The sequence below is a fragment of the Streptomyces sp. NPDC102360 genome, assembly GCF_044766085.1.
GTDB lineage: Bacteria > Actinomycetota > Actinomycetes > Streptomycetales > Streptomycetaceae > Streptomyces.
In genome coordinates, this window is the sequence record NZ_JBIWLG010000002.1 from 463,267 (window position 1) to 487,417 (window position 24,151).

Below are 24,151 nucleotides of genomic sequence, written 5' to 3' on the forward strand. Positions count from 1 at the left end.
CGAAGGAGAACGGCATGACTCCTCCCCTGTCCCGGCGCGGTGTCCTCGCGGGTGCGGCCTCGATCGGCGGTGCGGCCCTTGGAGCGACGGCGACGGCGGCGCAGGCGCAGGCACGAGCCGCGGAGGCGCGCCGCCCCGGCAAGGCCGTGGTCTTCCGCGACGTACGCCCCTTCGGTGCCGGGGAGACCATGGAACTGACCGTGGTGGACGGGAAGTTCACGGACGGTCCCGCCCCCGCCGGCGCGGAGATCGTCGACGGTGGCGGCCGGATCGCGCTGCCGTCCCTGGTGGACGCGCACATCCACCCCGACAAGACGACCTGGGGCAGCGACTGGATCTCGCGCAAGCCGGCGGACGGCATCGCCGACTACTGCGAGCAGGACGTCGAGGTGTTCCGTACGCAGAAGCGCCCGGTCGGCGAGCGGGCGTACGGCCTGATGGCGCACGCGGTGACCCGCGGCACCCGTGCGATGCGGGCACACGCGGACGTGGCGCCGGCCTATGGTCTGGCCGGGGCCGAGGGCGTCGCCCAGGCGAGGGAGCGGCTCGGGGACGCGCTCGACGTGCAGATCGTGGGGTTCCCGCAGCACGGCGTGGTCCGCACGCCCGGCACCGCGGACCTGCTGCGGGCCGCGGCGCGGGACGGGCTCGTCGACATGGTCGGCGGCATCGACCCGATCAGCTTCGACAACGCCATGGACGAGCAGCTCGACCTGCTCTTCGACCTCGCGGACCGCTACGACGTCGGCGTCGACATCCACCTTCACGACCGCGACGACAAGGGTACGAAGGTGCTGCGCGGCATCATCGAGCGCACGCGGGCGCTTTCCCTGCGAGGCAAGGTGACGGTGAGTCACGTCTTCTGCCTGCCGCTCCTGAAGGATGCGGAACTGGAGGCCATGGCAGGGGTCTTGGCCGACCTGGACATCGCTCTGACCACGGTGGCGCCGAGCGCGGAGCTGGTCCTGCCCATCGCCAAGCTGAAGGAGTACGGGGTGCGGGTCGGGCTCGGGTCGGACGGGGTGCGGGACTCGTGGAGCCCGTTCGGCAACGCGGACATGTTGCATCGCGCGCACATCCTCGGGTGGTTCACCGATGTCCGCCTCGACGAGGAGCTGGCCGCTTGTTACGCGGCCGGGGCGCATGGTGGGGCGGATGTCATGGGGCTGCCTCGGGTGGAGTTCAAGGCGGGCGACCCGGCGGACTTCGTCCTGGTGCGCGGCGAGGGCGTTCCGCAGGTGGTGGTGGACATGCCGCAGCGGGATGTGGTGGTGCACGGTGGGCGCGTGGTCGCCCGCAACGGCGAGTTGGTCTAGCCACCCGGTGGCGTGACGCCCACCCGCCCCCACGCCACGGGGCTCCGCCCCGGCCCCCGCTGCTCAATCGCCGCAGGGGCTGAACAAAATCGGGGCGCTGCCCCGGCCCTCGCGCCTAAATCGCCGCCGGGGCTGAACAAGATCGGGCCTCCACCCCGAACCCCGCGCCTCAAACGCCGCAGGGGCTGGACAAGATCAGGGCCCCGCGCCTCAAACGCCGGCGGGGCTTGAATGTGCCCCGCCGCCTTGGGCAATCTGCCGCCTTGGGCGGCAGGGTGGGCAAGGCGGCGCCACGGTGCCGCGCAACGATCAGTACGGCGTCGCCCACGGCCGTGGGCAAGGCGGGCGCCCCGGTGGCACGTCAAGGGTCACTACGGCGTCGACTCCGGGCGCATGCGGAAGTCGTAGCGGGGCGGCAGCGGTTCCCCCGGGCCGGCGGCCCTCGTCCACACCTCGCCGAGCGTCTCCGCGCCCTCACGCAGGTCCGCGACCTCGAAGCCCTCGTCGAAGATGGCGCGGGCCGCAGCCATGTCCCCTTCCGCGCACAGGAGTTGCGCCTCCAGCAGGCGGAAGCGCCCCCGCTCGCGCGTGGACGCGTGCAGGCGGTCCCACACACCCCGGGCCACCCCCACCCGCCCCGCCGCGAGCAACACTCCGATCGCCTCCCGGCCGAGGGCCCCGCACGCGGAATGCCACGGCTCCCCGTCGTCGCGCCGCTCCGCGCACAGGTCGTCGAAGGCCTCGGCGTAGCGGTCGGCGGCACGCTCCGTATGGCCGTCCGCCGCGTCGGCCACCGCGAGGCAGCGCAGGAACGGCCAGAGCGAGGGCGCGAGTTCGAGACCCCGCTCCCAGCTGCGTACGGCCTGCGCCCGGTCACCCGCGTGCCACTGCGCGATGCCCAGGTGATACTCGGACTGCGGCCGGGCCGGCGCCGTCTCCAGCATGTCCCGCCAGGGCGGGGAGACCAGTGACGGCCCGGGCGGACCCACCCTGCGCTGCTCCGGGAAGGCGCCCGATTCGAGCAGCTCGCGCCACGGCGCCTGCGCCTCACCGAGCGTCGACTCGTCGAACGGCGTCCCCGCCAACTTCCATCCCGCGCGCAGCACTTCGAGCGCGCCCCACCCGGATCCGACCGCCAGCCGCTCCCCCGGCTCCGTGTCGGCGCAGGCCCGCCACGCCTCGTACGCGGCGTCGACGTCGGCTCGTGGAAGTACGCCCTCGAGGCGCCGCTCCACCTCGTCGACCGCCCGGCCCCAACCCCCTTTCGCGTGCACGGTTTCGGCGTCCGCCGACAGCGGGCCGTACGCCTCCAGCCAGCTGAACTCGCCCTCCGGTTCCAGGCGTACGTGCTCCAACTGCGTACGCGCAAGACCCGCCTGGATCTCGGAGTAACCGCCCGTGCCGGGCTCCGTCAGCCACTCCTGCCAGCGCCGCCCGCCGGCCCCCGCGCCCCACACGAACAGCTTCCGGCCGCGCAGCAGATCGGTCGACGTCTGCACCAGGCCCCGCCCGGTGTCGTCGAGCGCGGCGATCCAGCGGCGCCGCCCGTCCTCGACCTCGTAGAAGTAGTCGGCGGGGAACTCGCTGTTGAGCGGGTACGTGCGGTCGACCCCGTCGGACTCCGGCACCGGTACCCGGGCCAGCGTGCGCTCGTACGCGAAGTACCAGGCCTCGTCGGCGGGCGCGAGCACCCGGTGCTCCTCGGGCACCGCGATGTTGGACCACCAGTACGTGGGCGCGGGCTTCTCGTGCGGATTGCGGACGCGTACGCCGACGTAGAGGAAATCGGACCCTTCGGGGAGCCACAGGTCGACCTGGAAGGGGAGGTCGCGCAGCCGCTCCCACTCCCACAGGCGCAGCATGTCACCGCCGTCGGGGGCGGGCACGCGCGCGGCGTGCAGCGGTGCGCAGGACAGGGCGGTGTGACCGGTCGCTCCGATGTTCCACTCGATGCCGCCGGAGAACCAGGCGCCGTTGAGCGCGAAGTCGGCGGGCTGGAACACCGGGTTGCGGTAGAGGAGTTCGCGTCCGGTCGGCTTGTGGAACAGGGATGCGACGCGGCCGCCGAGGCCCGGCAGCACCGTCACCCGCAGCCGGTCGTTCTCGATCACGATCGTGTCGAGTTCGACCGGCTCCCTGTCGCGCCCGTAACCGTCGCGGATCCGCTCGGGCAGCAGGCTGCGCAGCGGCCGGTAACCGACCTGACGGGCCATGTCGAGCGGCATGTCCTCCTTGGCGCGCTCGTCGACCTCGTGCATCTCGTCGAGTGGCCGCAGCGGTGGCAGCGGATTGTCCGGGCCCAGCGGCACGCCCGGCAGAGTCAGTACCGCACGGCGGATCTCGGTCACGTGTGCCTCCCGTCGCCAGGGGCGCGGCCCGCCCCGATGACCATGGAACATCGTCCTGCGGGAGCTGACCAGGGTGTCCTCCGGTCAGGATTGCGCAAAGCCGGGCGGGAGCCGGGTCCCGGGCGCCGCGATAATCCGTGGGCGTCCCGTCCGCCCCGACGTACGCTGGCACTTTCCTGCCTCCGTCGCGACACGCATACAGGCAGGCCGCAGACAGCAGTACGTACGCGAGGAGACCGCGCCACCATGGCCGAGAGCCACACCTACCGAGTCATCGTCCGCGCCACCTACGAGGACCTCACCGACGCGGCGCGGGAGCGGCTGCTCGCCGAGGTCGCCGAGCACGAGGGCATCGCCGGCATGAAGTTCGGCCCGGAGGGCTCGCTCGCGTACGACCGCACGCTCAAGCACTTCTCCATGCGCTACGTCGTCGAGTCCGACCCGGACGACGGCGACGAGATGGCGGCGGCGCTCGCCGAGGAGAAGGCGGAGGCATATCTCAAGGAGCGCGGCTACGGACACGGGGAGCTGCGCTCGACGGTGACCGACATGGACACCATGAAGGTCAACCGGAAGTCGCGCCGCTAGGACCTGTCGCTGTCGTCATCTCGGCGGTGAGCGCCCAGCGTTCGTGGTCGCGCCAGGCGCCGTCGATGAAGAGGAAGTCCGGCGAGACACCTTCGAGGCGGAAACCGGCCCGGCGGGCGAGCGCGATGGACCCCGTGTTGTCGGGCTGCGCATTGATCTCCAGGCGGTGCAGCCCGAGCGGGCCGAACGCCTGGCGGATGACGAGGCCGAGCGCCTCGGACATCAGGCCGCGGCCGGCCGCGTGTGCGAAGGCGCCGTAGCCGAGGGCGCCGCAGCGGAAGGCGCCGAGCACCACGTTGTTGATGTTGATGAACCCGGCGAGGGCACCACCGGCCTCGCCGTCCCGCTCGTACACCAGGAACCCGTGCCGGGTCGGGTCCTCGATGAGCCGCCCCGCGTACTCGGTGTAGGCCGTCGCGCCGGTCGGCGGGAACAGCCAGGGCCGGTGCAGTTCGACGCTCTCGCGCGCGCGTGCCGTGAACTCGGCGACGTCGGACGCGTCGAGGGAGTAGGGGCGGATGCCCACGCGGGCGCCCGTGACGATGAAGCCCGGAGCGGGAAGGTCGGCCATCGGGCCAGCTTAGGAAGCGGGGGCCCGTCGATGTTCACCGACCCCGCTCGCCGACTCGGCGATTCGCTGACTCACCACCGGCTCACTTGCGTCTGCGCGACACGAAGTAGCCTCCGCAGATCGCCCCGATGACCGCCGTGATCAGCAGCGCCAGATACAGCGGCACGGTGACCTCGGGGATCAGCAGCCTGATCTTCACGTGCCGGGTGTTCTCGAAGATGAAGACCAGGCCGAGGACGCCCAGGACCAGCACGCCGATCCTGGCCGGGGTGAACGCGCCGGCGCCGATGCCTTTCGAGGAGCTCGAACCGCCCTTGGGGCTCATCGGTGGACCCTTCCGTCGTTCCCCCGGAGGCCGGTGCCGCCTCCCCTGCCAAGGATGTCCGGGGAAGCGGCACGAACGCACAGGTCAGGGGCCCGTACGGGTGATGGCCCGGGGCTACTGGGGCACGACGGGCAGCCGCACCGTCCCCGTGTCGTCCGGGGCGCTGGTGACGGTGACCGGCTTGATCCCCTTGTTGCCGCCGTACGCGTCGTCGCTCGCGGCGATCACGAACCGGATCCGGTGCCCCTTCTCGTAGCGGTGCACGATGCCGGGGAGGGAGACCGTGAAGGGGCGGGTGACGTCAGGCACGCGGACCGGGGCGACGAGCCGGTGCACCAGCGTCTTCGAGCCGTCGGGCGCCACGTCGTACAGCTTCGCGAAGAGCACCAGCTTGTCGGCCGCGTCGCCGGAGTTCTGCACGCGCTCCGTCTTCGGCGAGATCACCTTGAGCGTCGCCTTCGGGGCGCCGACGACGTCGGTGGCGGCGGTCAGCGGTTCGGTGGTCCAGTCGAGGTAGGTGCCCTTGGTGTCGTACGGGGCGGGGTCGGACAGGCCGATGAGGCCGGCCAGCGAGGACTCGGAGTGGCTGGTCGGGACGAGCCAGTTGCGGTATTCGCGGCTGCCGCGGGCCACCTTCTTCCGGTTGTCGACGAGCTTTCCGTCGCCGGAGAGGTACAGCGTGCGGTTCAGCGCGGGGACGCTCGGCGCGGTGGCGTAGGTCCCGTTCGGGTCGGTGATCCAGTCGCGGTAGTAGGCGAACGCGGGGCCGGTGTCGGTGCCGTCCTTCTTGTGCAGGTACCGGTCGAACCAGGAGAGGACGCGGCGGCCTACGTAGCTGGTCTCCAGGTTCCCCTCGGAGAGGTTGAGTTCACCGGCGGCCGGGTCGGTGAGACCACCGCTGTGGCCCCAGGACTGCCAGATCATCTTGGCGGGGGTGCCCTGGGCGGCGAGCGTGTCGTACGTCGCCCTGGCCTCGTTCAGGTTGAACAGCGAGTCCGCCTGCCCCTGCACGAGCAGCGTCGGCGCCTTCACTTGCTTCAGATACGACACCGGGGACACGCCGCGGGCGTAGGAGAGGAGCCGCTGGGTCTCGGCGGCCGGGTAGCGGCCGGAGTTGAGCGTGCGGATCGTGGCGCAGGCGTCGTCGACGAAGTGCAGGCAGCTGAGCTTGTTGATCCGGGACGGGTCGAGGGACGGGGAGAGCAGGGGCTGGCCCTCGCCGATGAGGTAGAACCCGTTGGTCCACTGCCATTTGAAGGCGCCGGGGACGTCGGCGGCCGCGGGACCCTGCGCGTTCTGCGGGTCGAGGGAGTACGCGAGGTCGTTCCAGGTGATCAGCGGGACGAGCGCGTCGACGCGGTGGTCGACGGCGGCCGTGGCCAGCTGGATGGCGCCGCCGTACGAGCCGCCGATCATGCCGACGCGGGGGTCGCCCTTCTTGTCGGCGGTCACGTAGTCGATCGTCGTGCCGTCGTCGGCGGCGCGGGTGCCGGCGAGAAGGTCGACGAGGGCGGAGGCGGCCTTGCCGTCGATGCGCGGGTCGTCGAGCGAGACCAGGCAGCCGGACTTGCCGAAGCCGAGGCCGGAGTAGGCGAGGGAGACGTAGCCGCGCTCGGCGAAGGCCCTCGCCGTGTCACCGGTGCTGTCCGACTTGCTGCCGCCGAAGCCGTTCGTGGTCAGGACGGCGGGGGCGGGGTGGGCGGCGTCGACGCCGGCGGGGCGGTAGAGGTCGGCGTCGACGGTGCAGGTTCGCTCCGCTGTGTGGACGGTGACTCTCAGGGGCGTCACCGTGACGTCCGGCGCGGTTTGTGTGTCGGCGGATGCGGGTGTGGCGAGGGTTGCTGCGGCGATGACGGACAGGGCGGCGGCGAGCGTGATGCGGGATCTGAGCACGGGCGACCTCCACGGTGTGCCTTACCGGCGGGTAACGGTGAGCGCGGAGCCATCGTGTGGCACGTGTCAGCAAGGGGCAAGGTTCGTGCCGGGTGAATCTCCGTTCGACGCCACGGAGCTCCGCCCCGGACCCCGCGCCTCAAACGCCGGCGGGGCTTGAAAGGCCTGGGCCACGGGTCAGCTCAGTGCGGGGACGTCCAGCGTCAATGTTCCGGCATCCGCGTCCAGTTGCCCCGCCACCCCCAACGGAACCGTCAGAGACCCTTCGCCGTGCCCGAAGCCGAAGTCCTCCGTCACCGGGACCCCGAGGCCGCCCAGACGGTCCAACAGCAGCGCGCGCAGCGGGTCGCAGTCCGACCAGGAGCCGAGGAGGATCCCGGACACCCCGTCCAGCAGGCCCCCGCGCAGGAGTTGCGTCAGGTAGCGGTCGATCCGGTACGCCTCCTCGCCCACGTCCTCCAGACAGAGCAGCCCACCCCGCGCCGACGACCTCGCCCCCGCCGCGCCGAGGTCCGCCGCGAGCAGCGACAGGCAGCCACCGAACGTGACGCCGCGCGCCGTGCCGGGCACCAGGACCCCGCCGCCACCCTCGACCGCCGGGATCACCCGCACCGTCTCCGGCTCGAACAGCGTCGCCCGCAGATGCTCCTGGGCCCGCGGGTTCTTGAGGAAGTCGGCCGTGGCGACCATCGGTCCGTGCAACGTACTCACGCCGAGCCGCACCGCGAACGCCTCGTGCAGCGCGGTGATGTCGCTGTAGCCGACGAACACCTTCGGCCGGGCCGCGCGCATCGCGTCCCAGTCGAGGAGGTCGACCATGCGCTGCGCCCCGTAGCCGCCGCGGGCGCAGAAGACGGCGGCGGACTCCCGGTCGCACCAGGCCCGCTGGAGGTCGGCGGCCCGGTCGGCGTCCGCGCCCGCCAGGTAGTCGAACTCCCCGTGCGTATCCATGACATGGGGCGCCACGACCGGTTCCAGGTCCCAGCCGCGCAGGATGTCGAGGCCGGTCTGAAGCGCGTCCTCGGGGACCGGGCCGCTGGGCGCGACGACGGCGACCCGCGCGCCCGGTGCCAGCCGTTCCGGGCGGCGCAGTGGCCTCACTTGGTCAGCTCAAGGGTGGGGACACCGCTGGGCTGAAGCCCGAACACCTGGGCGTACAGGGAGAGTTCGGCCTCCAGGGCGCGGATCATCGTGTCCGCACGGCGGAATCCGTGGCCCTCGCCCTCGAAGGCGATGTACGCGTGCGGGACGCGTCGCCCCTCACTCTCGACGCGCTCCAGGAACCGCTCGCACTGGACGGGCGGGCAGATCACGTCGTCGAGGCCCTGGAGGAGCAGGAACGGCGCCGAGAGGCGGTCCGCGTGCTCGGCCGGCGAGCGCTCCGCGTAGCGTGCGGGCACCTCGGCGAGCGGGCCGACGAGCGACTCCAGGTACCGGGACTCGAAGTCGTGGGTCTCCCCCTCGGCCCAGCCGGTGAGGTCGAGGATGGGGTAGATGATCGTGCCGCAGGCGTAGACGTCCGTGCTGGTCAGGGATGCCGCGCTGGTCCAGCCTCCGGCGCTGCCGCCGCGGATGGCGAGCCGCTCGCGGTCGGCGGTGCCCTCCTCGGCGAGGGCGAGCGCGACGGCCGCGCAGTCCTCGACGTCGACGACACCCCACTGCTCGCGCAGCCGGTTCCGGTACTCCCGCCCGTATCCGGTCGAGCCGCCGTAGTTGACCTCGGCGACGCCGATGCCGCGCGAGGTGAAGTAGGCGATCTCCAGGTCGAGTACGAGGGGCGCGTGCCCGGTGGGGCCGCCGTGCGCCCATACGACGTACGGCGGCAGCTCGCCGTCGGTGGCCACGTGGGTGGGGCTGTGCGGCGGGTAGATGTGGGCGTGGATGTCCCGCCCGTCGGGGCCGCCGAAGGTGCGGATCTGGGGTTCCGGGTAGTACGCGGGGTCGACCGGGTCGTCGTGCGCGGCGCCGATCACGCGCGTGTGCCCGGTGCCGGTGTCGAGCTCGACGACCTCGGGCGCGGTGCGCGGGCTCGCGGCGACGCCGACGACGCGGCTGCCGTGCACCGCGAGCGTGGACGACCACGCCGTCCAGGGCCCCGCCGTGTCGACGACCTCGCCGGTCTCGGGGTCGAGGATGCCGAGCGCGGTGGCGCCGACGCCGTGCACGACCGCGATCAGGCCGGCCTCCAGCGGCTTGAACCAGCTCAGGCCGAGCTTCCACATCGGCCCGCCGAACTCCTCGTCGCGGGCGCACAGCGGCCGGGCGGCGGCGAGCGTCGGGCGTGCGAGGGCGCCCTGCGGGGTCGTCGGCACGGACAGGGCGGCGGCCCCGCGGACATCGGCGCCTCGGGACGGCCGCGCTCCCGCGGGCGGGACCTCCCACCCACCGCGCACGTCGAGGCGGTACAGGTTCCACCAGCCGCTGCGGTCACTGGAGAACAGAAGTCCGCCGTCGGGCGCCCACTCGACCTGGCAGACGGACTCCTCGTCGCCGCCCGCCACGGTCTGCGCCGGACCGAAAGTGCCGTCGTCGGCGACCTCGGCGAGCAGCAGCTCCGTGCCGTCCCACGGCATCCGCGGGTGGTCCCAGGCGATCCACGCGGCGCGCCGCCCGTCGGGCGAGAGCCGGGCGGTCGTGACGAACCGGTGGGCGTCGCCGGAGAGTTCACGCACGGCGGACCTGTCCCTCGCCGCCGAACCGTCGAGCGGTACGGCCGCCACCAGGCGTCGCAGGTCGCCGGTGCCCTCACCGGTGAACTCCTCCAGGACGCACCACACTTCGCCGCGCTCGACGTGCAACTGCGGGTCTGCCCAGCGGAGTCCGCCGCCGACCCCCGAGACGGGGGTGAGCGGGCGCGGTTCGGCGCCGGGGGCGTCGGGCTCGTACGCGTACAAGCGCTGGTCGGCGAAGTTCACGAAGACCACCAGGGGGCCTTCGGGTCGCTCGGCCCCGGTCCAGGGGCGGCCGCCGTACTCGATGACGCGGCTGCGCACGTTCCACGGCGCGGGCAGCACCGACCGCTCCGTGCCGTCGACGAGCCGGCGTACGAGGGCGCGGCGACCCGCCTCGGTGGGCCGGGGTTCGGTCCACCACGCCTCGGCGCCGACGAACCCGACGTACTCGGGCTGCCCGTCGTGCGCCGCCGCCAGTGCGGCGTCGATCGGCGACGGCCAGGATCCGTACTCTCGCGTGTGCAGCATGTCGTCCCCGCCCCGCATTTGTCCGGTGGCCCCCATGTTCTTCGCGTCCGCCATCTTTTCCTAGTCCGTGTCCCTGCGGGTGTTACTGCCGATACGTCTGCGGGCCGCCTCAGGCCGTGCGCAGGAATCTGTCGAGCACGCGTACCCCGAAGTGCAGCGCCTCCACCGGAACCCGCTCGTCCACGCCGTGGAACAGCGCCTGGTAGTCGAAGCCCTCGGGCAGCTTGAGCGGGGCGAAGCCGTAGCCGGTGATGCCGAGCCGGGAGAACTGCTTGGCGTCGGTGCCGCCCGACATGCAGTACGGGATCACGTGGCCCTCGGGTGCGAACTCCTCGACGGCCGCGCGCATCTTCGCGTACGCGGGCGAGTCGACCGGCGCCTGGAGCGCGACCTCGCGGTGGTGGTACTCCCAGTCGACGTCGGGTCCCGTGAGTTCGTCGAGAGTGGCCTTGAACTCGTCCTCGCCGCCCGGCAGACAGCGGCCGTCGACGAGCGCCGTGGCCTCTCCCGGAATCACGTTGATCTTGTAGCCGGCGGACAGCATCGTCGGGTTGGCGCTGTTGCGGACGGTCGGCTCGATCAGGGCGGCGGCCGGGCCGAGCGCCGCGAGCAGCGCGTCGACGTCGAAGTCCGGGGCGTCCACGTCGGCCGGGATGCCGTACAGCGCGGCCATCTCGGTCAGCGCGGCGCGCACCGTCGGGGTGAGCCGCACCGGCCACTCGTGCTCGCCGATGCGCGCGACGGCGGCGGCGAGACGGCTGACCGCGTTGGCCTTGTTGACCTTGGAGCCGTGGCCCGCCTTGCCGCGCGCGGTGAGCTTCAGCCAGCCGGTGCCGCGCTCGCCCGCCGCGATCGGGTACAGCTGCCTGCCGCCGCCGTCGTGGAAGGTGAAGGCGCCGGACTCGCTGATGCCCTCCGTGCAGCCTTCGAAGAGTCCGGGGTGCTCGTCGGCGAGGAAGCCCGAACCGTCCTCGGCGCTGGCCTCCTCGTCGGCGGTGAAGGCGATGACGATGTCGCGGCGGGGCCGGAACCCGACGCGCGCCCACTGGCGTACGGTCGCCAGGATCATCGCGTCCATGTTCTTCATGTCGACCGCGCCGCGGCCCCACACGACGCCGTCGCGTACTTCGCCGGAGAACGGGTCGACGCTCCAGTCGGCCGCCTCGGCGGGCACGACGTCCAGGTGGCCGTGGACCAACAGGGCGTCGGCCGTCGGGTCGGTGCCGTCGATGCGGGCGACGACATTGCCGCGGCCCGGGGTGCGCTCCAGGATCGTCGGCTTCAGTCCTGCCTCGGACAGCTTCTCGGCCGCGTATTCGGCGGCGGGCCGCTCCTGGCAGTCGCCTCCGCCGCGGTTCGTGGTGTCGATGCGGATCAGCTCGGAGGTGAACGCGACGACCTCGTCGAGCGCCTGCTGGTCCACGGTCCCGAGGGATGCCACGTTGTGGGCCTGCTCAGCCATACTGTTCCTCCACCGCGGCCGAGGCGATCGTGGTGACCGCCTTGAAAGTGCGGATGCCCTCGTACATGGTCTCGTTGGTGTACGCGATTTTCCGCTCGCCGAACTGTCGCACGCCCGGCACGACGGTCGAGGCCATGGCGAGGTGCTCGGCGTCGAACTCCACCTGGATGGTGAACGGTCCCGCCTGCACCGGCTCGTGGCGCACGGCGATGGACGCGGCGTCCTTGGCGGCGGCGCGGATGTCGGCGGCGGTCCGCGCGGGGGTGCGGCACACGGCCGCGTACCGGGAGACGTGGTCCTTGACGGCGACCTTGCGGGCCTCCGGCGCGTACCCGAGCGCGTCGTCGCACGCGTGGTCGTCGCCGGTGACGAGGACGACGGGCACGCCGTACTCGGCCACCACGTGCGCGTTCAGCAGGCCCTCGCTCGCCCGTACGTCGTTGACCCAGACGCCCGTGATCTGATTCGCCAGGTAGGTGTGCGCGAGCACCCCCTCCATGCCGGCTCCCGCGTGGTAGCCGATGAACGCGATGGCGTCGACGTCGCCATGCTGGACACCCTCCACCATGGACAGCGACTTGTGCCGCCCGGTGAGCATCTCCACCCGCTCGTCGAGCTGTTCGAGCAGCAGGTTGCGCATCGTCCAGTGCGCCTCGTTGATCAGCACCTCGTCGGCGCCGCCGGCGAAGAAACCGAGCGCCGCCGCGTTCACGTCCGACGTGAACATGGAACGGCAGCGCTCCCACTGCGGTGTGCCTGGGAGGACGTCCGCGGGCCAGGTGACGCCCGTGGCCCCCTCCATGTCGGCGCTGATGAGGATCTTCATGGCCAGAACCGTACGCGGATCCGGCCGAGCCGCACCAGGCCTGTGGATAACTCTCAGTGGTGTAGACCAATTTCCCACCCGTTGAGAGGAGTTCCCGCTCGTCAGCGCGGTGCGGCGGTGTACCGAATTAGTCCGACCGGCCCACCACCAACCATGTCGACGGCAGCTCGATACGGCCGCCGTCGGCCGAGAAATCCGTTGTCATGAGCGGCAGCTCCCCCGCGGCGAGTACCGAGAGGCCCGCCGACGCGACGTACTCGGGCACCACCTCGTCCGAGACCTCGCCGGGTGCGATGCCGTGCGAGAACACCTCGCCCAGTTTGGGCGGCGGCCCGGACGGGCCCGCCGCGAGCGCCTCCAGGATCGGCCGCGCCCGCTCCGACAGCTCGACCACGAAGCCGCGCCCGCGCTCGCCGACGAGCGCCGCGATCGCGTCGACGAGCAGCTGCCGGTCGGCGGTCTCGCTCTGGTGCAGCACACCCCGCATATAGACGTTGACGTCGCCCAACTCGGCGTGCAGAGAGCCCATTTGGTCGTTGTCGGTGGCGTCGAGCTCCCGGTAGTCGGCCTGTCCCGCCGGATCGGCCTCGCGGGCCCGGCCGAGGGCGGCGGCCGACAGATCGGCGCCGACCACTCTGGGGTAGCGGTCGGCGAGGAAGCGGGTCTGTGTGCCGTTGCCGCACCCGAGGTCCACCATGGGGAGGCCGGGAGCCGCCAACTCCGGTTCGAACAGGGCGAGATGGAGCCCCGCCGTCAGCGCGGGCTCGGCGTCCCAGAAGACGCCGCCCGGCTCGGGCGAGGCGTCCTCCCAGAAGCTCTCCCACGCTTCCTTGTAGCGCTCGCTCACGCTCATGGAACCCTCCCCAAGGTGCGGCAGCCGAAGTGTCAGATCGGTCTACCGCTCCGGGACACGCCCCACAAGCACGCCGTACGCACCTTCACCGAGACGACGCGGAAAGTTCGAACCACACGGTCTTTCCCGTCGCGGTGCGGCTCGTGCCCCACGCGCGCGAGAGCCGCGCCACCACGCGCAGGCCCCGGCCGAACTCGTCGCCAGGGCCCGCGTTCAGCAGCGTCGGCAGCGCGTGCTCGGTGTCCTCGACCTCGCACAGCAGCGTCCCGGAACGCACCAGACGCAGCTGGACCGGACCACCGGGCGCATGGCAGACGGCGTTGGTGACGAGTTCGCTCACGATCAGTTCCGCGGAGTCCGAGATCCCCCGCAGGCCCCAGCGCCCGAGCCGCTCCCGTACGAGACCACGCGCGCGTGGCACCTCCGCGGGCTCCGGGGCGAAGGTCCAGTGCGCGACGTCGTCCGCCTCGAACCCGTTGAGCCGCGCGAGCAGCAGCGCCACGTCGTCCTTGCGGCCGCCCTTCGTGGCCAGCGAGCGGATGATGGTGTCGCAGGCGTCGTCCATGGAGGCGGCCGGGTGGGCGGCGGACTCGCAGAGCGTCGCGAGTCCCACACCGATGTCCTCGCCCCGCACCTCGACCAGGCCGTCCGTGCACATCACCAGGCGGTCGCCGGGCGCGACCGGGACGCGTACGGACTCGAAGGGCACGCCGCCGACGCCGATCGGCGCGCCCGTGGGCAGTTCGAGCAGTTCGCTGCCGCCGTCGGCGGCGCGCACGAGCACGGGCGGGATGTGCCCGGCGTTGGCGAGGTGCAGTTCGCCGACGATGGGGTCGTAGACGGCGTACAGGCACGTCGCGAGGTAGTTGTCGCCGAGCCGCTGCGCCAAGTCGTCGAGATTGCGCAGGAGTTGGGCGGGCGGCAGGTCGAGCGCCGCCATCGTCTGCACGGCCGTCCGCAACTGGCCCATCATCGCGGCCGAGTTGAGCCCGTGCCCCATCACGTCACCGACGACGAGCGCGGTACGGGCGCCCGGCAGTTTGATGGAGTCGAACCAGTCACCACCGACCCGCCCGAGCAGCGTGCCCGGCAGATAGCGGGTGGCGATGTCGCAGCCCGGCATGTGCGGCTCGATCTGCGGCAGCATGCTGTCCTGGAGCGTCTCGGCGACGGCCTCCTGGTAGGTGTACATGCGCGCGTTGTCGAGTACGAGGCCGGCCCGCGCGGCGAGTTCGGCGCCGGTCACACGGTCCATGTCGTTGAAGACCTGCCGCTCCTGATGGCGCAGCAGGATCATGAAACCGAGCACGACGTTGCGCGCCTTCAGGGGCACGACCAGCATCGACCGGTGGTTGATCAGCGGCCGGATGTCCCGCTTCTCGAACTGCGACGCGATCGCGTTGCCCATCTCCTCCGAGATGTACGGCACGAGGACCGGGTCGCCGCTGGTCATGCACTGGAAGAACGGGGTGTGCACCGGGAACGGCATGGACTCGCCGACCGGTACGACATCGTCCCAGCGGCCCGGTTCGTCGGTGTGTTCCAGGGCGACGCGGTGCCACATCGTGGTGGCGTCGGGCGCGCCCTCGGGGAAGCCCTCGCCCGCGACGACCTGTTCACGCAGATACGTGCCTGCCACGTCGGTGAAGCGTGGCACGACGGCGCGGCTGACCTCGACGATGGTGCGGGAGAGGTCAAGGGACGAACCGATGCGGCCGCTCACCTCGTTGAGGAATTCGAGGCGGTCGCGCACGGCCGCGTATTCGAGGTCCTCTGCGGTGTCGGCGTCGTCCAGGGGTGCGCGTGGGGGCGGTACGCCGAGGGTCGTGGCGCGGGCGGCCTCCGCTCGGCGCGCCTTGCGCTCGGTGCGCCTTGACACGCCCCAGTCCGCGGTGACGGGGACCCGGTCGTGCTGGCTGAACTCCAGGACCGGGTAGCCGAGTTCGAGTACCTGTGACACGATCCGGGCGCTCTCGGAGACGCTCATGCTCGGCAGGATCTCGGGGAGCTTGCGGGCGAGTTCGTCGGCGGCCGGGAAGTCCGTGTGGAGCGCGAAGGCGGGGGCTATCCGCTCCACCTGCGGCCCCTCTTCGCCGGTCAGTCCGCGGGCGTCCGCGGCGAGTACGAGCAGGCGCTCGGGACCCGGGCCCACCAGGGGGTACGCCCACCACAGGACGTCGATGCGGTCGCGGGGCACCGCGCTGGTGTCGAGGCGGGCGCGGCCGGCGGCCGGGTAGGACAGCTGTCCGCCGAGCGATTCCTCCAAGTCGTGCGGCGCGGGGCCCTCTTGGGGGAGGGCGCCGGATACCGGCAGCAGGTCGGCGGCGGGGCGGCCCACCGCGTCCTCCTTGGGTGGGCCGAAGAGGCGGCGGGCGCCGCTGCTCCAGTGCGAGACGCGGCCCGCGTGGTCGACCAGCACGACGGCGAGCGGGACGCGGCCCTGCGGGGCTTGACCGGTACCGTTCATCACCGCGTTCCTTTCCTCCGGTGCGCCGGGGGTGGGCGGCGCCTCTTTCCACGGTACGGCTCCGCCGGTTGGCGGGGGGCTTCTTGGCGGTAATTGCGATGCGCCCCTTGACTTACGCCCGACCGCCCCCACGCCACGGGGCTCCGCCCCGGACCCCGCTGCTCAATCGCCGCAGGGGCTTGATTTGCTCACCCGGCCGTCGCCGCCTTGGGCAATCTGCCGCCTTGGGCGGCAGGGTGGGCAAGGCGGCGCCACGGTGCCGCGCAACCAGGACCCTCGGCGTCGATCACGGCGCAGCTCGAAGGTCACCGTGCGGCGCAACGAAAACCACCGGCCCCGGCACCGGTCAGTCCTCGTGGCCCAGTTGGAGGTCGCGGTCCGTGCGGGCGCCGCCGGTCACCTGGAGGACCGTGGCCACCGGCGGGTAACCCGCGGCGATCACCGTGTACTCGCCGGAGGCCAGGTCCACGAAGCGGAACGTGCCGTCCGGCCCCGTCGTCAGCGTGTCCACCACGTTGCCCGCGACATCGAGCAGCGTCACCCTCGCGTCCTCCACCGGCCGGCCGCCACCCGCCCGCACCGTCCCCCGCAGCATCGCGCCGCCCGCCAACTCCACGTCCTGGCGGGTCTCACGGGAGGCCATCACCGTCACCGGCAGCGCGGCCGGCCGGAACGCCGGGGCGCTGGCGGCCAGGGTGTACTCGCCGGCCACCAACTCCGCGATGACGTAGCCGCCTTCGCGGCCGGAGCGGGTCGTCGACACCACTTCGCCGTGCACGTTCGTCAGCGTGACGATCGCTTCGCGGACGGGCGTTCCGTCGGCCGTGAGCACCGAACCCGCCAGGCGTCCCGCACCTCCGAGGACCACGTCCAGGTCCACCGGGCGCTCGCCGACCGTGACCGTCACGGCCTGCGGCTGGTGACCGCCGGCCGCCGCGATCAGGACGTACGAACCCGTGCCCGGCGTCGCGAGCGCGTAGCGGCCGTCGTCGCCGGTCGCGCCGCGGCCGATCTGGGAGCCGGACACGTCGATGAGGGTGAGCGCGGCGCGCGGCACCGGCGTGCCGTCGGAGTGCCGTACGGTCCCGCAGACCGGGACCCCGGCGGCGTACGCGGTGGAGCGCTCCTGCGAGGGAATGACATGGGTCTCGGAGCCGGCTGAACTGGACAAGAGGGGTGTCTCCTTGAGGAAGAAGGCGAGGAGCAGGCCCAGGACGAGGACCGGCACCAGGTAGAGGAAGATCCGGGGCATCGCGTCGGCGTACGCCTCGATGTACGGGGTGCGCAGCGCCGCGGGCATCGCGTGCACGAGCTGCGGGGTGATGGACTCGGCGTCGGGCACGTCCCCGCCGCCGGTGGCCCGGTCGGCGAGGGAGTCGGCGAGCCGGTCCGCGAAGAGCGTGCCGAAGATCGCGGCGCCCACGCTGCCGCCGATCTGCCGGAAGTAGTTGTTGGCGCTGGTGGCGGTGCCGAGGTCCGATGCGCGTACGGAGTTCTGCACGGCGAGCACGAGTACCGGCATGATCAGTCCGATGCCCGCGCCCAACACCACCATGTAGACGCTGTATTCGAGGCGGGGGGTGTCGACTTCGAGGCGGGAGAGGAGGTACATGCCCGCCGTCGAGAGCGCGCCGCCGAGGATCGGGTACAGCTTGTAGCGGCCGGTGTGGCTGATGAGTTGGCCGGAGATGATCGAGGCGAAGACCACTCCGCCCATCATGGGGAGCATCAGCAGGCCCGACTCGGTCGCCGACGCCCCGTCGACCATCTGGAGGAACGTCGGCAGATAGCTCGCCGCGCCGAACAGTGCGACACCCACGACCATGCCGACGAGCCCGCTGACGTTGAACACCGAGTCGCGGAACAGCCGTAGCGGGATGAGGGGTTCGGCGGCGAACTTCTCGGCGAGGAGGAAGAGGAGCGTCGAGGCGAGGGCGCCCGCACCGAGCCCGATGATGACGCGGTCGCCCCACTCGTACTCTGTGCCGCCCCAACTGGTCAGCAGGACGAGGCAGGTGGAGGCCGCTGCCAGCAACAGGGCTCCGAGGACGTCGAGTCGGGCCTTCTTCGTGGGCTTCGGGAGCTTGAGGACGACGGCCGTCACCGCGAGAGTGAGCAGGCCGAACGGGACGTTGATGTAGAAGCACCAGCGCCAGGAGAGGTGGTCGGTGAAGTAGCCGCCGAGCAGCGGGCCCGCGACCGAGGCGAGGCCGAACGCGGCGCCGATCAGGCCCATGTAGCGGCCGCGTTCGCGTGGCGGCACGATGTCGCCGATGATCGCCTGCACGCCGATCATGAGTCCGCCCGCGCCGACGCCCTGAAGGGCGCGGAACGCGATGAGCTGGTCCATCGTCTGGGCCCGGCCCGCGAGCGCGGAGCCGATGATGAACACGACGATCGCGAACTGGAAGACGCCCTTGCGCCCGAAGAGGTCGCCGAGCTTTCCGTAGATCGGCAGGCCGATGGTGGAGGTCAGCAGGTAGGCGGTGATCGCCCAGGACATCTTGTCCAGGCCGTGCAGTTCGCCGACGATCCGGGGCAGCGCGGTGGCGACGATCATCTGCTCAAGGGCGGCGAGCAGCAGTGCCAGCATCAGGCCGACGAAGACCATGCGCACGCGGCGCGGGCTGAGCCCGTGGCCGGGCAACTCGGCGGGCTCCGCGGGCCGTTGCGGATCCGGCGGGAGGTCGGGCGGGGCCACCGGATCCCCGACCGGATCGGTCACCAGTGTCACCGTGCCCACCTGCAGCTCCCCTCGTCACCCTTGCGCGCCATTTCTCGCATTACGCGACAACTGGGGGCAAGCGAGACGAGTCGCTGTTCAGGTGGGCCGGATCGACGTATCCGCCGGTAGGAGCCCTACGGCGTACAACGGGGGCAGAACGAGAACCACTCGAAACGGTGAGCGGTGAATCAGTGCGCGAGCGTCACAACTGCCCGCGCGCGCCGGTCACTTCTCGACTTCGGTCGCGAGCCCCGCGAGCACGGCGTCGTAGATGCGGCCGAGGCCCTTGGGGGCGAAGGTCTTCTCGAAGAAGCCGCCGATGCCGCCCGCACCGTTCCAGGCGCTCGTGACGGTGACGCGGGACTGGCCGTCGCCAGCCGGCGTGACGCGCCACGTCGTGACCATGGAGGAGTTGCGGTCCTTCTCGACGAGCTCGCCCTCGGTCGGCTCGGTCACGTCGAGCAGGCAGTCGCGCACGCGCTTGCTGGTGGCCTGGAGCTTCCAGTGCACGAGCGTGCCCTCGCCGTCGCCGCCCTCGCGCACCTCGTACTCGCTGAAGTGCTCGGGCAGCATCTTCGCGCGCGTGCCGCTGTAGTCGGCGAGGGCGTCGAAGACGTCGTCCGGCTTCGCGGCGACGACACGTTCCGTAGTGGCCTCGACCTGCGCCATGACACTTCCTCCAGCAATCGGTTCTTCAGGGACCGCCTGGGCGACGACCGGCCCTGGGGCGGTGTCAAGACAACCACCCTCCGTACCGGCCGCCCAAATCGGGGCCCGACCCCGAACCGACGAGGTTCGCACGATCAAGGGAACATGTGTTCTATTCTGTGGTCAGTGCTACCGAGGAGGCGTCATGCGCTGGGAGAACCTCACGGACGAGCCCGTCGACCACGGGCGACCCCGGGACGCCGCGCTGTTCGGCGCGGACGCGGTGGTGAGCCGCACGTTCGACACCCCGGAATTCCGCGGGGTGACGTTCCACGAGATCCGGGCCCGGTCGATCGTGAACCGGGTGCCGGGGGCGTCCCGGATGCCGTTCGAGTGGACCGTCAACCCGTACCGGGGCTGCACGCACGCGTGTGTCTACTGCTTCGCCCGCAACACCCACCGCTATCTGGACCTCGACACCGGACTCGGCTTCGACAGCCAGATCGTGGTGAAGACGAACGCGCCGCAGCTGCTGCGCCACCACCTCGCCTCGCGGCGCTGGCACGGTGAACACATCGCGATGGGCACGAACGTCGACTGCTATCAACGGGCCGAAGGGCGCTACCAGTTGATGCCCGGCATCATCGAGGCGCTGCGCGACTACGCGAACCCGTTCTCGATCCTCACCAAGGGCACGCTGATCCTGCGCGACCTGCCGGTCCTGCGCCAGGCGGCCGAGGTGACGGACGTCGGGATCTCGGTCTCGGTCGGCTTCGTGGACCAGGAGCTGTGGCGCACCGTCGAGCCGGGCACGCCCGCACCCGAGCGCCGCCTCGATGTCGTACGCGCCCTCACCGACGCGGGGATCGGCTGCGGGGTCCTGATGGCCCCGGTGATCCCCTTCCTGGGCGACCACCCCGACCAGCTGCGGGCGACGGTCCGTGCCATCGCCCAGGCGGGCGCGACGTCCGTGACCCCGCTGGTGCTGCATCTGCGCCCCGGCGCCCGCGAGTGGTTCATGGGGTGGCTGGCGCAGCACCACCCGTACCTCGTGCGGCGCTACGAGCGGCTGTACGCGGAGGGCTCCTACGCCCCGAAGTGGTACCAGCGCCGCGTGACCCGCCAGGTCCACGAACTGGCCGAGGAGTTCGGCATCGGCCCCTCCCGGTCGGCCGCGCCCCGCCGCATCCCCGCGCGCGAGGAGGCGCCGGCCCCGGAGGCACCCACCCAACTGACCTTGTTGTGAAGCTTTCCCGCGCCCGCGGGTCGGCTCACCCCCGCGGGAGTCTCGCCAGCGCCGCCTCCGCCGCCATCGCGAGGCGCTGGTGCTTGGCCGCCTCCTTCAGTACCTCGCGGGCCCGCGGATCGGCGAGGCTGCCGAGGCCCTCGACACAGGCGAGGGCCACCTTCCGGTACGGGTCGTGCGGGACGAGGCGGCGACGGAGCGTGGCGATCAGGGCCGGGGCCGACTCCGGGGCCCGGAGCTGGGTGAGGAGGCGGACGGAGTGCAGGGCGTAGGCGACACGGAGCTCGTTCGTCGCCAGGGCCGCGGCCGCCCGCGCCGTGCGCGGGTCGCCGAGCGCGGCCAGCGCCCGCGCCGCCGCGGCGCAGCGCTGCGGGTCACGGTGGTTGAGCAGCAGGACGAGGGATTCGAAGGCGCGGCCGTCGCCCGCCATGCCGAGCCGGTACGCCGCCAGTTCCCGCGCCCACAGCGGCTGCTGCGGCGCGGTGAGCACCGCCGCCAGCTCATCCCTGTCGTGGGTGGCGGCCAGCTGCTCGAACGCGGGCGTTCCACCGGATTCCTTCCGGATGCGTTCCGTTACCGTTCGCGACTCTTCGTCCATGACGTCGAGGGTAGACGCGCACGGCCTGCGGCGACGTAGATCACAGCGACCTTTCAACAGTGGGGGCTGGCGCGCTCGTTACTCGCTGGTTAAGCTCAGGTGAGCGGGGCATACTTCCCGCAGCACCGCTCGCGGCGGCCTGGTGACGCAGCCGTCGTGAGTGTCAGTCGGTTCGGTACCCGTGTGTACCGCAGTACGGCCAGGCCCCGGGACAGGGCCCGCCGGTTCGATTCAACGCCCGCACTTCTCGCGCCCGTTGATCGCGCGCGTGCGGCGGATCAGTCGCAGCAGTCCTCACCCTCATCTTCTGGAGTTCCCAGATGGACGCTCCCCTGTCCCGTATCTCAACTGTGGCCGTCGTCGGCCTCGGCACGATGGGCACCGGCATCGCCGAGGTCCTGGCGCGTGCCGGGCGCGAGGTCGTCGGCATCGACATCAGCGAGTCCGCCACCGCCCAGGCCGTGGCGTCCCTGGAGGCCTCGACGGCGCGTGCGGTGCGCCGCGAGCACCTCACCGAGCAGCAGCGCGCCGACCTGCTGGCCCGCTTCCGTACGTTCACGGACCTGCAGGCCGCGGCCGAGGCCGACCTGGTGATCGAGGTCGTCCCGGAGTCGTACGAGATCAAGCAGCAGATCTTCCGTGAACTCGACGCCGTCGTGCGCCCCGACACCGTCCTCGCGACCGGCACCAACGCGCTCTCGGTGACCCGGCTTGCCGCCGACACGGCGCGGCCCGAGCGCGTCCTCGGCCTGCACTTCTTCAACCCGGCGCCCGCGATGAAGCTCGTCGAGGTGGTCTCCAGCGTGCTCACCGCGCCGGCCGCCGTCGCGACCGTCACCGATCTCGCCATCGAGCTGGGCAAGGACCCGGTGGCGGTCGGCGACCGGCCCGGCTTCGTCGCCGACGGGCTGCTCTTCGGCTACCTCAACCAGGCCGCCGCCATGTACGAGGCCAAGTACGCCTCGCGCGAGGACATCGACGCCGCGATGAAGCTGGGCTGCGGACTGCCGATGGGCCCGCTCGCGCTGCTCGACCTGATCGGCGTCGACACGGCGCGTACCGTCCTCGACGCCATGTACGCCGAGTCGCACGACCGGCTGCACGCCCCCGCCCCGATCCTCAAGCAGCTCAGCGAGGCCGGTCTGACCGGGCGCAAGGCGGGCCGCGGCTTCTACACGTACGAGGCGCCGGGCAGTTCGGTCGTCGTGCGCGACGCCCTCACGCCGCTCAGCGACAGCCTCACGGGCCCCGGCCGCACCGTCCGCTCCGTCGGCGTCGCGGGCTCGGGAACGATGGCCTCCGGGATCGCCGAGGTGTTCGCGAAGGCCGGGTACGACGTGGTGCTCGCGGCCCGCAGCGAGGAGAAGGCGGAGGCGGCCAAGTCCCGTATCGCCAAGTCGCTTCGGCGCTCCGTCGACAAGGGCCGGATGACCGCCGAGAACGCCGAGGCGACGCTCGCGCACATCTCCCCCGCCGGTTCCTACGACGCGTTCGCCGAGGTCGACCTGGCCCTTGAGGCCGTCGCCGAGGACCTGGACGTGAAGCGGCAGCTGTTCGCGACGTTCGACAAGGTCTGCAAGCCCGGCGCGATCCTCGCGACGACGACCTCCTCGCTGCCCGTCGTCGCCTGCGCCCGCGCCACCTCGCGCCCGCAGGACGTCATCGGGATGCACTTCTTCAACCCGGCGCCCGCCATGAAGCTGGTCGAGGTCGTGCGCACGGTGCTCACCTCCGACGAGGTGCACGCCACCGTCCGCGCGCTGACGACGAAGGTCCGCAAGCACCCCGTGGACTGCGGTGACCGTGCCGGGTTCATCGTGAACGCGCTGCTCTTCCCGTACCTGAACAACGCGATCAAGATGGTGCAGGAGCACTACGCCTCGCTCGACGACATCGACGCCGCCATGAAGCTCGGCGGCGGCTACCCGATGGGCCCGTTCGAACTGCTCGACGTGGTCGGCCTGGACGTCTCCCTCGCCATCGAGCAGGTGCTGCACCGCGAGTTCCGCGACCCGGGCCTCGCCCCCGCTCCGCTCCTGGAGCACCTGGTGGCCGCGGGCTGCCTCGGCCGCAAGACGGGCCGTGGTTTCCGCGAATATGCCAAGCGCTGATTCGTCCGGGGAGGCCGAAAGCGGTTGGGGCGGGTTGCTCGGGGAGTCGGGCGGCCCGCTGACCGGGGCACCACCGGGCACGTACATGCAGTACGTTCGGGTCATGTCCAAGGCCGACCAGTCCACTCGTACCTCCGCCACGCCCGACGCCCCGGAGAGCGCCGCCGGCAATCGGGCCGCCGCCCAGCGGCTCAAGATGCGCCGTGAGCTCGCGGCCGCGGCGATGGAGCTCTTCGCCACGAAGGGGTACGAAGCGACGACGGTCGACGAGATCGCGGCGACCGCCGGGGTCGCCCGGCGCACGTTCTTCCGCCACTTCCGCTCCAAGGAAGAGGCGATCTTCCCGGACCACGACGACACCCTGGTGCGCGCGGAGGCCGTCCTGAACGCGGCGCCGCCCCTGGAACACCCGCTGGACACGGTGTGCCGGGGCATCAAGGAAGTCATGAAGATGTACGCCGCGCAGCCCGCGGTGTCCGTCGCGCGCTACCAGCTGACCCGCGAGGTACCGACGCTGCGCGAGGCCGAGATCGCCTCGGTGGCCCGCTACGAGCGGCTCTTCACCCGCTACCTCCTCGGCCACTTCGACGAACAGGCGCACCACGACGGCAACGACGACCCGTTGCTCGCCGAGGTCGCCGCGTCCGCCGTCGTCACCGCCCACAATCACGTGCTGCGGCGCTGGCTGCGGGCGGACGGCCAGGGCGACGTCGAGACCCAGCTCGACCACGCCTTCGCGATCGTGCGCCGCACGTTCGGCACCGGCATCGGCGCCGGCCGCACCCCGGCCGCACCCTCGGCCCCCGCCCAGGTCTCGCAGAACGGCGAGGTCCTGGTGACGGTGGCTCGCACGGACGCGCCGCTGCCGGAGGTCATGCGCACGATCGAAGAGGCGCTCAAGAACCGGTAGCGGGGCCGACCCCCTCGAAGGCGCCCCACCTGGCACTGCGTGCCAGGTGGGGCGCCTTTTGCGT

The 24,151-nt window shown here is 71.7% G+C and carries 18 protein-coding genes; 5 read left to right on the top strand and 13 right to left on the bottom strand.

All coding sequences use genetic code 11. The annotated features are described in order from the left end of the window. Positions 1–14 precede the first annotated feature (14 nt). On the top strand, positions 15–1,316 hold the full coding sequence (locus tag ACIRHA_RS11585) for an amidohydrolase (RefSeq protein ID WP_403843189.1): 1,302 nt from the start codon (positions 15–17) through the stop codon (positions 1,314–1,316). A gap of 371 nt (positions 1,317–1,687) precedes the next feature. On the opposite strand, the gene ACIRHA_RS11590 is transcribed toward ACIRHA_RS11585, so the two are convergent. Then, entirely contained in the window at positions 1,688–3,664 is a 1,977-nt protein-coding gene (locus ACIRHA_RS11590; RefSeq protein WP_403843192.1) for a DUF5107 domain-containing protein, read from the bottom strand. A 246-nt stretch (positions 3,665–3,910) separates the two neighbouring features. On the opposite strand from ACIRHA_RS11590, the gene ACIRHA_RS11595 reads away from it, so the two are divergent. Next, positions 3,911–4,252, top strand: a complete 342-nt coding sequence (locus tag ACIRHA_RS11595) for a DUF6204 family protein (RefSeq protein ID WP_403843195.1) — start codon at positions 3,911–3,913, stop codon at positions 4,250–4,252. Here ACIRHA_RS11595 and ACIRHA_RS11600 read toward each other — a convergent pair. The 11 genes from ACIRHA_RS11600 to ACIRHA_RS11650 form a co-directional block, all read right to left on the bottom strand. Further along, complete coding sequence (locus ACIRHA_RS11600; protein WP_403843197.1) at positions 4,230–4,823, bottom strand: GNAT family N-acetyltransferase; 594 nt, start codon at positions 4,821–4,823, stop codon at positions 4,230–4,232. The two genes, ACIRHA_RS11595 and ACIRHA_RS11600, sit on opposite strands and share 23 nt — an antisense overlap. 82 nt (positions 4,824–4,905) lie before the next feature. Beyond that, positions 4,906–5,148, bottom strand: coding sequence for a LapA family protein (locus tag ACIRHA_RS11605; protein ID WP_403843200.1), 243 nt, complete (start codon positions 5,146–5,148; stop codon positions 4,906–4,908). Positions 5,149–5,262: 114 nt separating this feature from the next. Continuing rightward, the gene (locus ACIRHA_RS11610; protein WP_403843202.1) at positions 5,263–7,041 is read right to left on the bottom strand and encodes a CocE/NonD family hydrolase; all 1,779 of its coding nucleotides are present in this window, start codon (positions 7,039–7,041) and stop codon (positions 5,263–5,265) included. A gap of 177 nt (positions 7,042–7,218) precedes the next feature. Continuing rightward, entirely contained in the window at positions 7,219–8,142 is a 924-nt protein-coding gene (locus ACIRHA_RS11615) for an LD-carboxypeptidase (RefSeq protein ID WP_403843204.1), read from the bottom strand. Then, positions 8,139–10,295 (bottom strand): prolyl oligopeptidase family serine peptidase, encoded by a 2,157-nt coding sequence (locus ACIRHA_RS11620; protein WP_403843205.1) that lies wholly within the window; start codon positions 10,293–10,295, stop codon positions 8,139–8,141. The genes ACIRHA_RS11615 and ACIRHA_RS11620 overlap by 4 nt, the downstream gene beginning before the upstream one ends. A gap of 55 nt (positions 10,296–10,350) precedes the next feature. Continuing rightward, entirely contained in the window at positions 10,351–11,703 is a 1,353-nt protein-coding gene (locus ACIRHA_RS11625) for a M20/M25/M40 family metallo-hydrolase (protein ID WP_403843206.1), read from the bottom strand. Then, positions 11,696–12,529 carry a M55 family metallopeptidase gene (locus tag ACIRHA_RS11630; protein WP_403843208.1) on the bottom strand — a complete coding sequence of 278 codons (834 nt, stop codon included), beginning with the start codon at positions 12,527–12,529 and terminating at the stop codon, positions 11,696–11,698. The genes ACIRHA_RS11625 and ACIRHA_RS11630 overlap by 8 nt, the downstream gene beginning before the upstream one ends. A gap of 127 nt (positions 12,530–12,656) precedes the next feature. After that, entirely contained in the window at positions 12,657–13,382 is a 726-nt protein-coding gene (locus tag ACIRHA_RS11635) for a class I SAM-dependent methyltransferase (protein WP_403843211.1), read from the bottom strand. 85 nt (positions 13,383–13,467) lie between these two features. Continuing rightward, on the bottom strand, positions 13,468–15,849 hold the full coding sequence (locus ACIRHA_RS11640; RefSeq protein WP_403843213.1) for a SpoIIE family protein phosphatase: 2,382 nt from the start codon (positions 15,847–15,849) through the stop codon (positions 13,468–13,470). Positions 15,850–16,195: 346 nt separating this feature from the next. Beyond that, entirely contained in the window at positions 16,196–18,592 is a 2,397-nt protein-coding gene (locus tag ACIRHA_RS11645; protein ID WP_403843216.1) for an MFS transporter, read from the bottom strand. 207 nt (positions 18,593–18,799) lie between these two features. Further along, the gene (locus ACIRHA_RS11650) at positions 18,800–19,243 is read right to left on the bottom strand and encodes an SRPBCC family protein (protein ID WP_403843219.1); all 444 of its coding nucleotides are present in this window, start codon (positions 19,241–19,243) and stop codon (positions 18,800–18,802) included. A 184-nt stretch (positions 19,244–19,427) separates the two neighbouring features. Here ACIRHA_RS11650 and ACIRHA_RS11655 point away from each other — a divergent pair, with 184 nt between their 5' ends. Beyond that, positions 19,428–20,468 (top strand): Rv2578c family radical SAM protein, encoded by a 1,041-nt coding sequence (locus ACIRHA_RS11655; RefSeq protein WP_403843222.1) that lies wholly within the window; start codon positions 19,428–19,430, stop codon positions 20,466–20,468. Between the two features lie 25 nt (positions 20,469–20,493). Here ACIRHA_RS11655 and ACIRHA_RS11660 read toward each other — a convergent pair whose 3' ends face one another. After that, positions 20,494–21,066 (bottom strand): adenylosuccinate lyase, encoded by a 573-nt coding sequence (locus ACIRHA_RS11660; RefSeq protein WP_403843225.1) that lies wholly within the window; start codon positions 21,064–21,066, stop codon positions 20,494–20,496. A 320-nt stretch (positions 21,067–21,386) separates the two neighbouring features. Here ACIRHA_RS11660 and ACIRHA_RS11665 point away from each other — a divergent pair, with 320 nt between their 5' ends. Together ACIRHA_RS11665 and ACIRHA_RS11670 are read left to right on the top strand one after the other, a co-directional pair. Beyond that, positions 21,387–23,177: a 3-hydroxyacyl-CoA dehydrogenase family protein gene (locus ACIRHA_RS11665; RefSeq protein WP_403843227.1), complete on the top strand. Its 1,791-nt coding sequence runs from the start codon at positions 21,387–21,389 to the stop codon at positions 23,175–23,177. An 85-nt stretch (positions 23,178–23,262) separates the two neighbouring features. Next, on the top strand, positions 23,263–24,087 hold the full coding sequence (locus ACIRHA_RS11670) for a TetR family transcriptional regulator (protein ID WP_403843230.1): 825 nt from the start codon (positions 23,263–23,265) through the stop codon (positions 24,085–24,087). Positions 24,088–24,151: the final 64 nt, after the last annotated feature.

Excerpts from the sequence above, each read along its gene's own strand:
- ACIRHA_RS11585 (WP_403843189.1), top strand. The coding sequence starts at position 15 with ATGACTCCTCCCCTGTCCCGGCGCGGTGTCCTCGCGGGTGCGGCCTCG.
- ACIRHA_RS11595 (WP_403843195.1), top strand. The coding sequence starts at position 3,911 with ATGGCCGAGAGCCACACCTACCGAGTCATCGTCCGCGCCACCTACGAG.
- ACIRHA_RS11600 (WP_403843197.1), bottom strand. The coding sequence starts at position 4,823 with ATGGCCGACCTTCCCGCTCCGGGCTTCATCGTCACGGGCGCCCGCGTG.
- ACIRHA_RS11605 (WP_403843200.1), bottom strand. The coding sequence starts at position 5,148 with ATGAGCCCCAAGGGCGGTTCGAGCTCCTCGAAAGGCATCGGCGCCGGC.
- ACIRHA_RS11620 (WP_403843205.1), bottom strand. The coding sequence starts at position 10,295 with ATGGCGGACGCGAAGAACATGGGGGCCACCGGACAAATGCGGGGCGGG.
- ACIRHA_RS11625 (WP_403843206.1), bottom strand. The coding sequence starts at position 11,703 with ATGGCTGAGCAGGCCCACAACGTGGCATCCCTCGGGACCGTGGACCAG.
- ACIRHA_RS11630 (WP_403843208.1), bottom strand. The coding sequence starts at position 12,529 with ATGAAGATCCTCATCAGCGCCGACATGGAGGGGGCCACGGGCGTCACC.
- ACIRHA_RS11635 (WP_403843211.1), bottom strand. The coding sequence starts at position 13,382 with ATGAGCGTGAGCGAGCGCTACAAGGAAGCGTGGGAGAGCTTCTGGGAG.
- ACIRHA_RS11640 (WP_403843213.1), bottom strand. The coding sequence starts at position 15,849 with ATGAACGGTACCGGTCAAGCCCCGCAGGGCCGCGTCCCGCTCGCCGTC.
- ACIRHA_RS11650 (WP_403843219.1), bottom strand. The coding sequence starts at position 19,243 with ATGGCGCAGGTCGAGGCCACTACGGAACGTGTCGTCGCCGCGAAGCCG.
- ACIRHA_RS11655 (WP_403843222.1), top strand. The coding sequence starts at position 19,428 with ATGCGCTGGGAGAACCTCACGGACGAGCCCGTCGACCACGGGCGACCC.
- ACIRHA_RS11660 (WP_403843225.1), bottom strand. The coding sequence starts at position 21,066 with ATGGACGAAGAGTCGCGAACGGTAACGGAACGCATCCGGAAGGAATCC.
- ACIRHA_RS11665 (WP_403843227.1), top strand. The coding sequence starts at position 21,387 with ATGGACGCTCCCCTGTCCCGTATCTCAACTGTGGCCGTCGTCGGCCTC.
- ACIRHA_RS11670 (WP_403843230.1), top strand. The coding sequence starts at position 23,263 with ATGCAGTACGTTCGGGTCATGTCCAAGGCCGACCAGTCCACTCGTACC.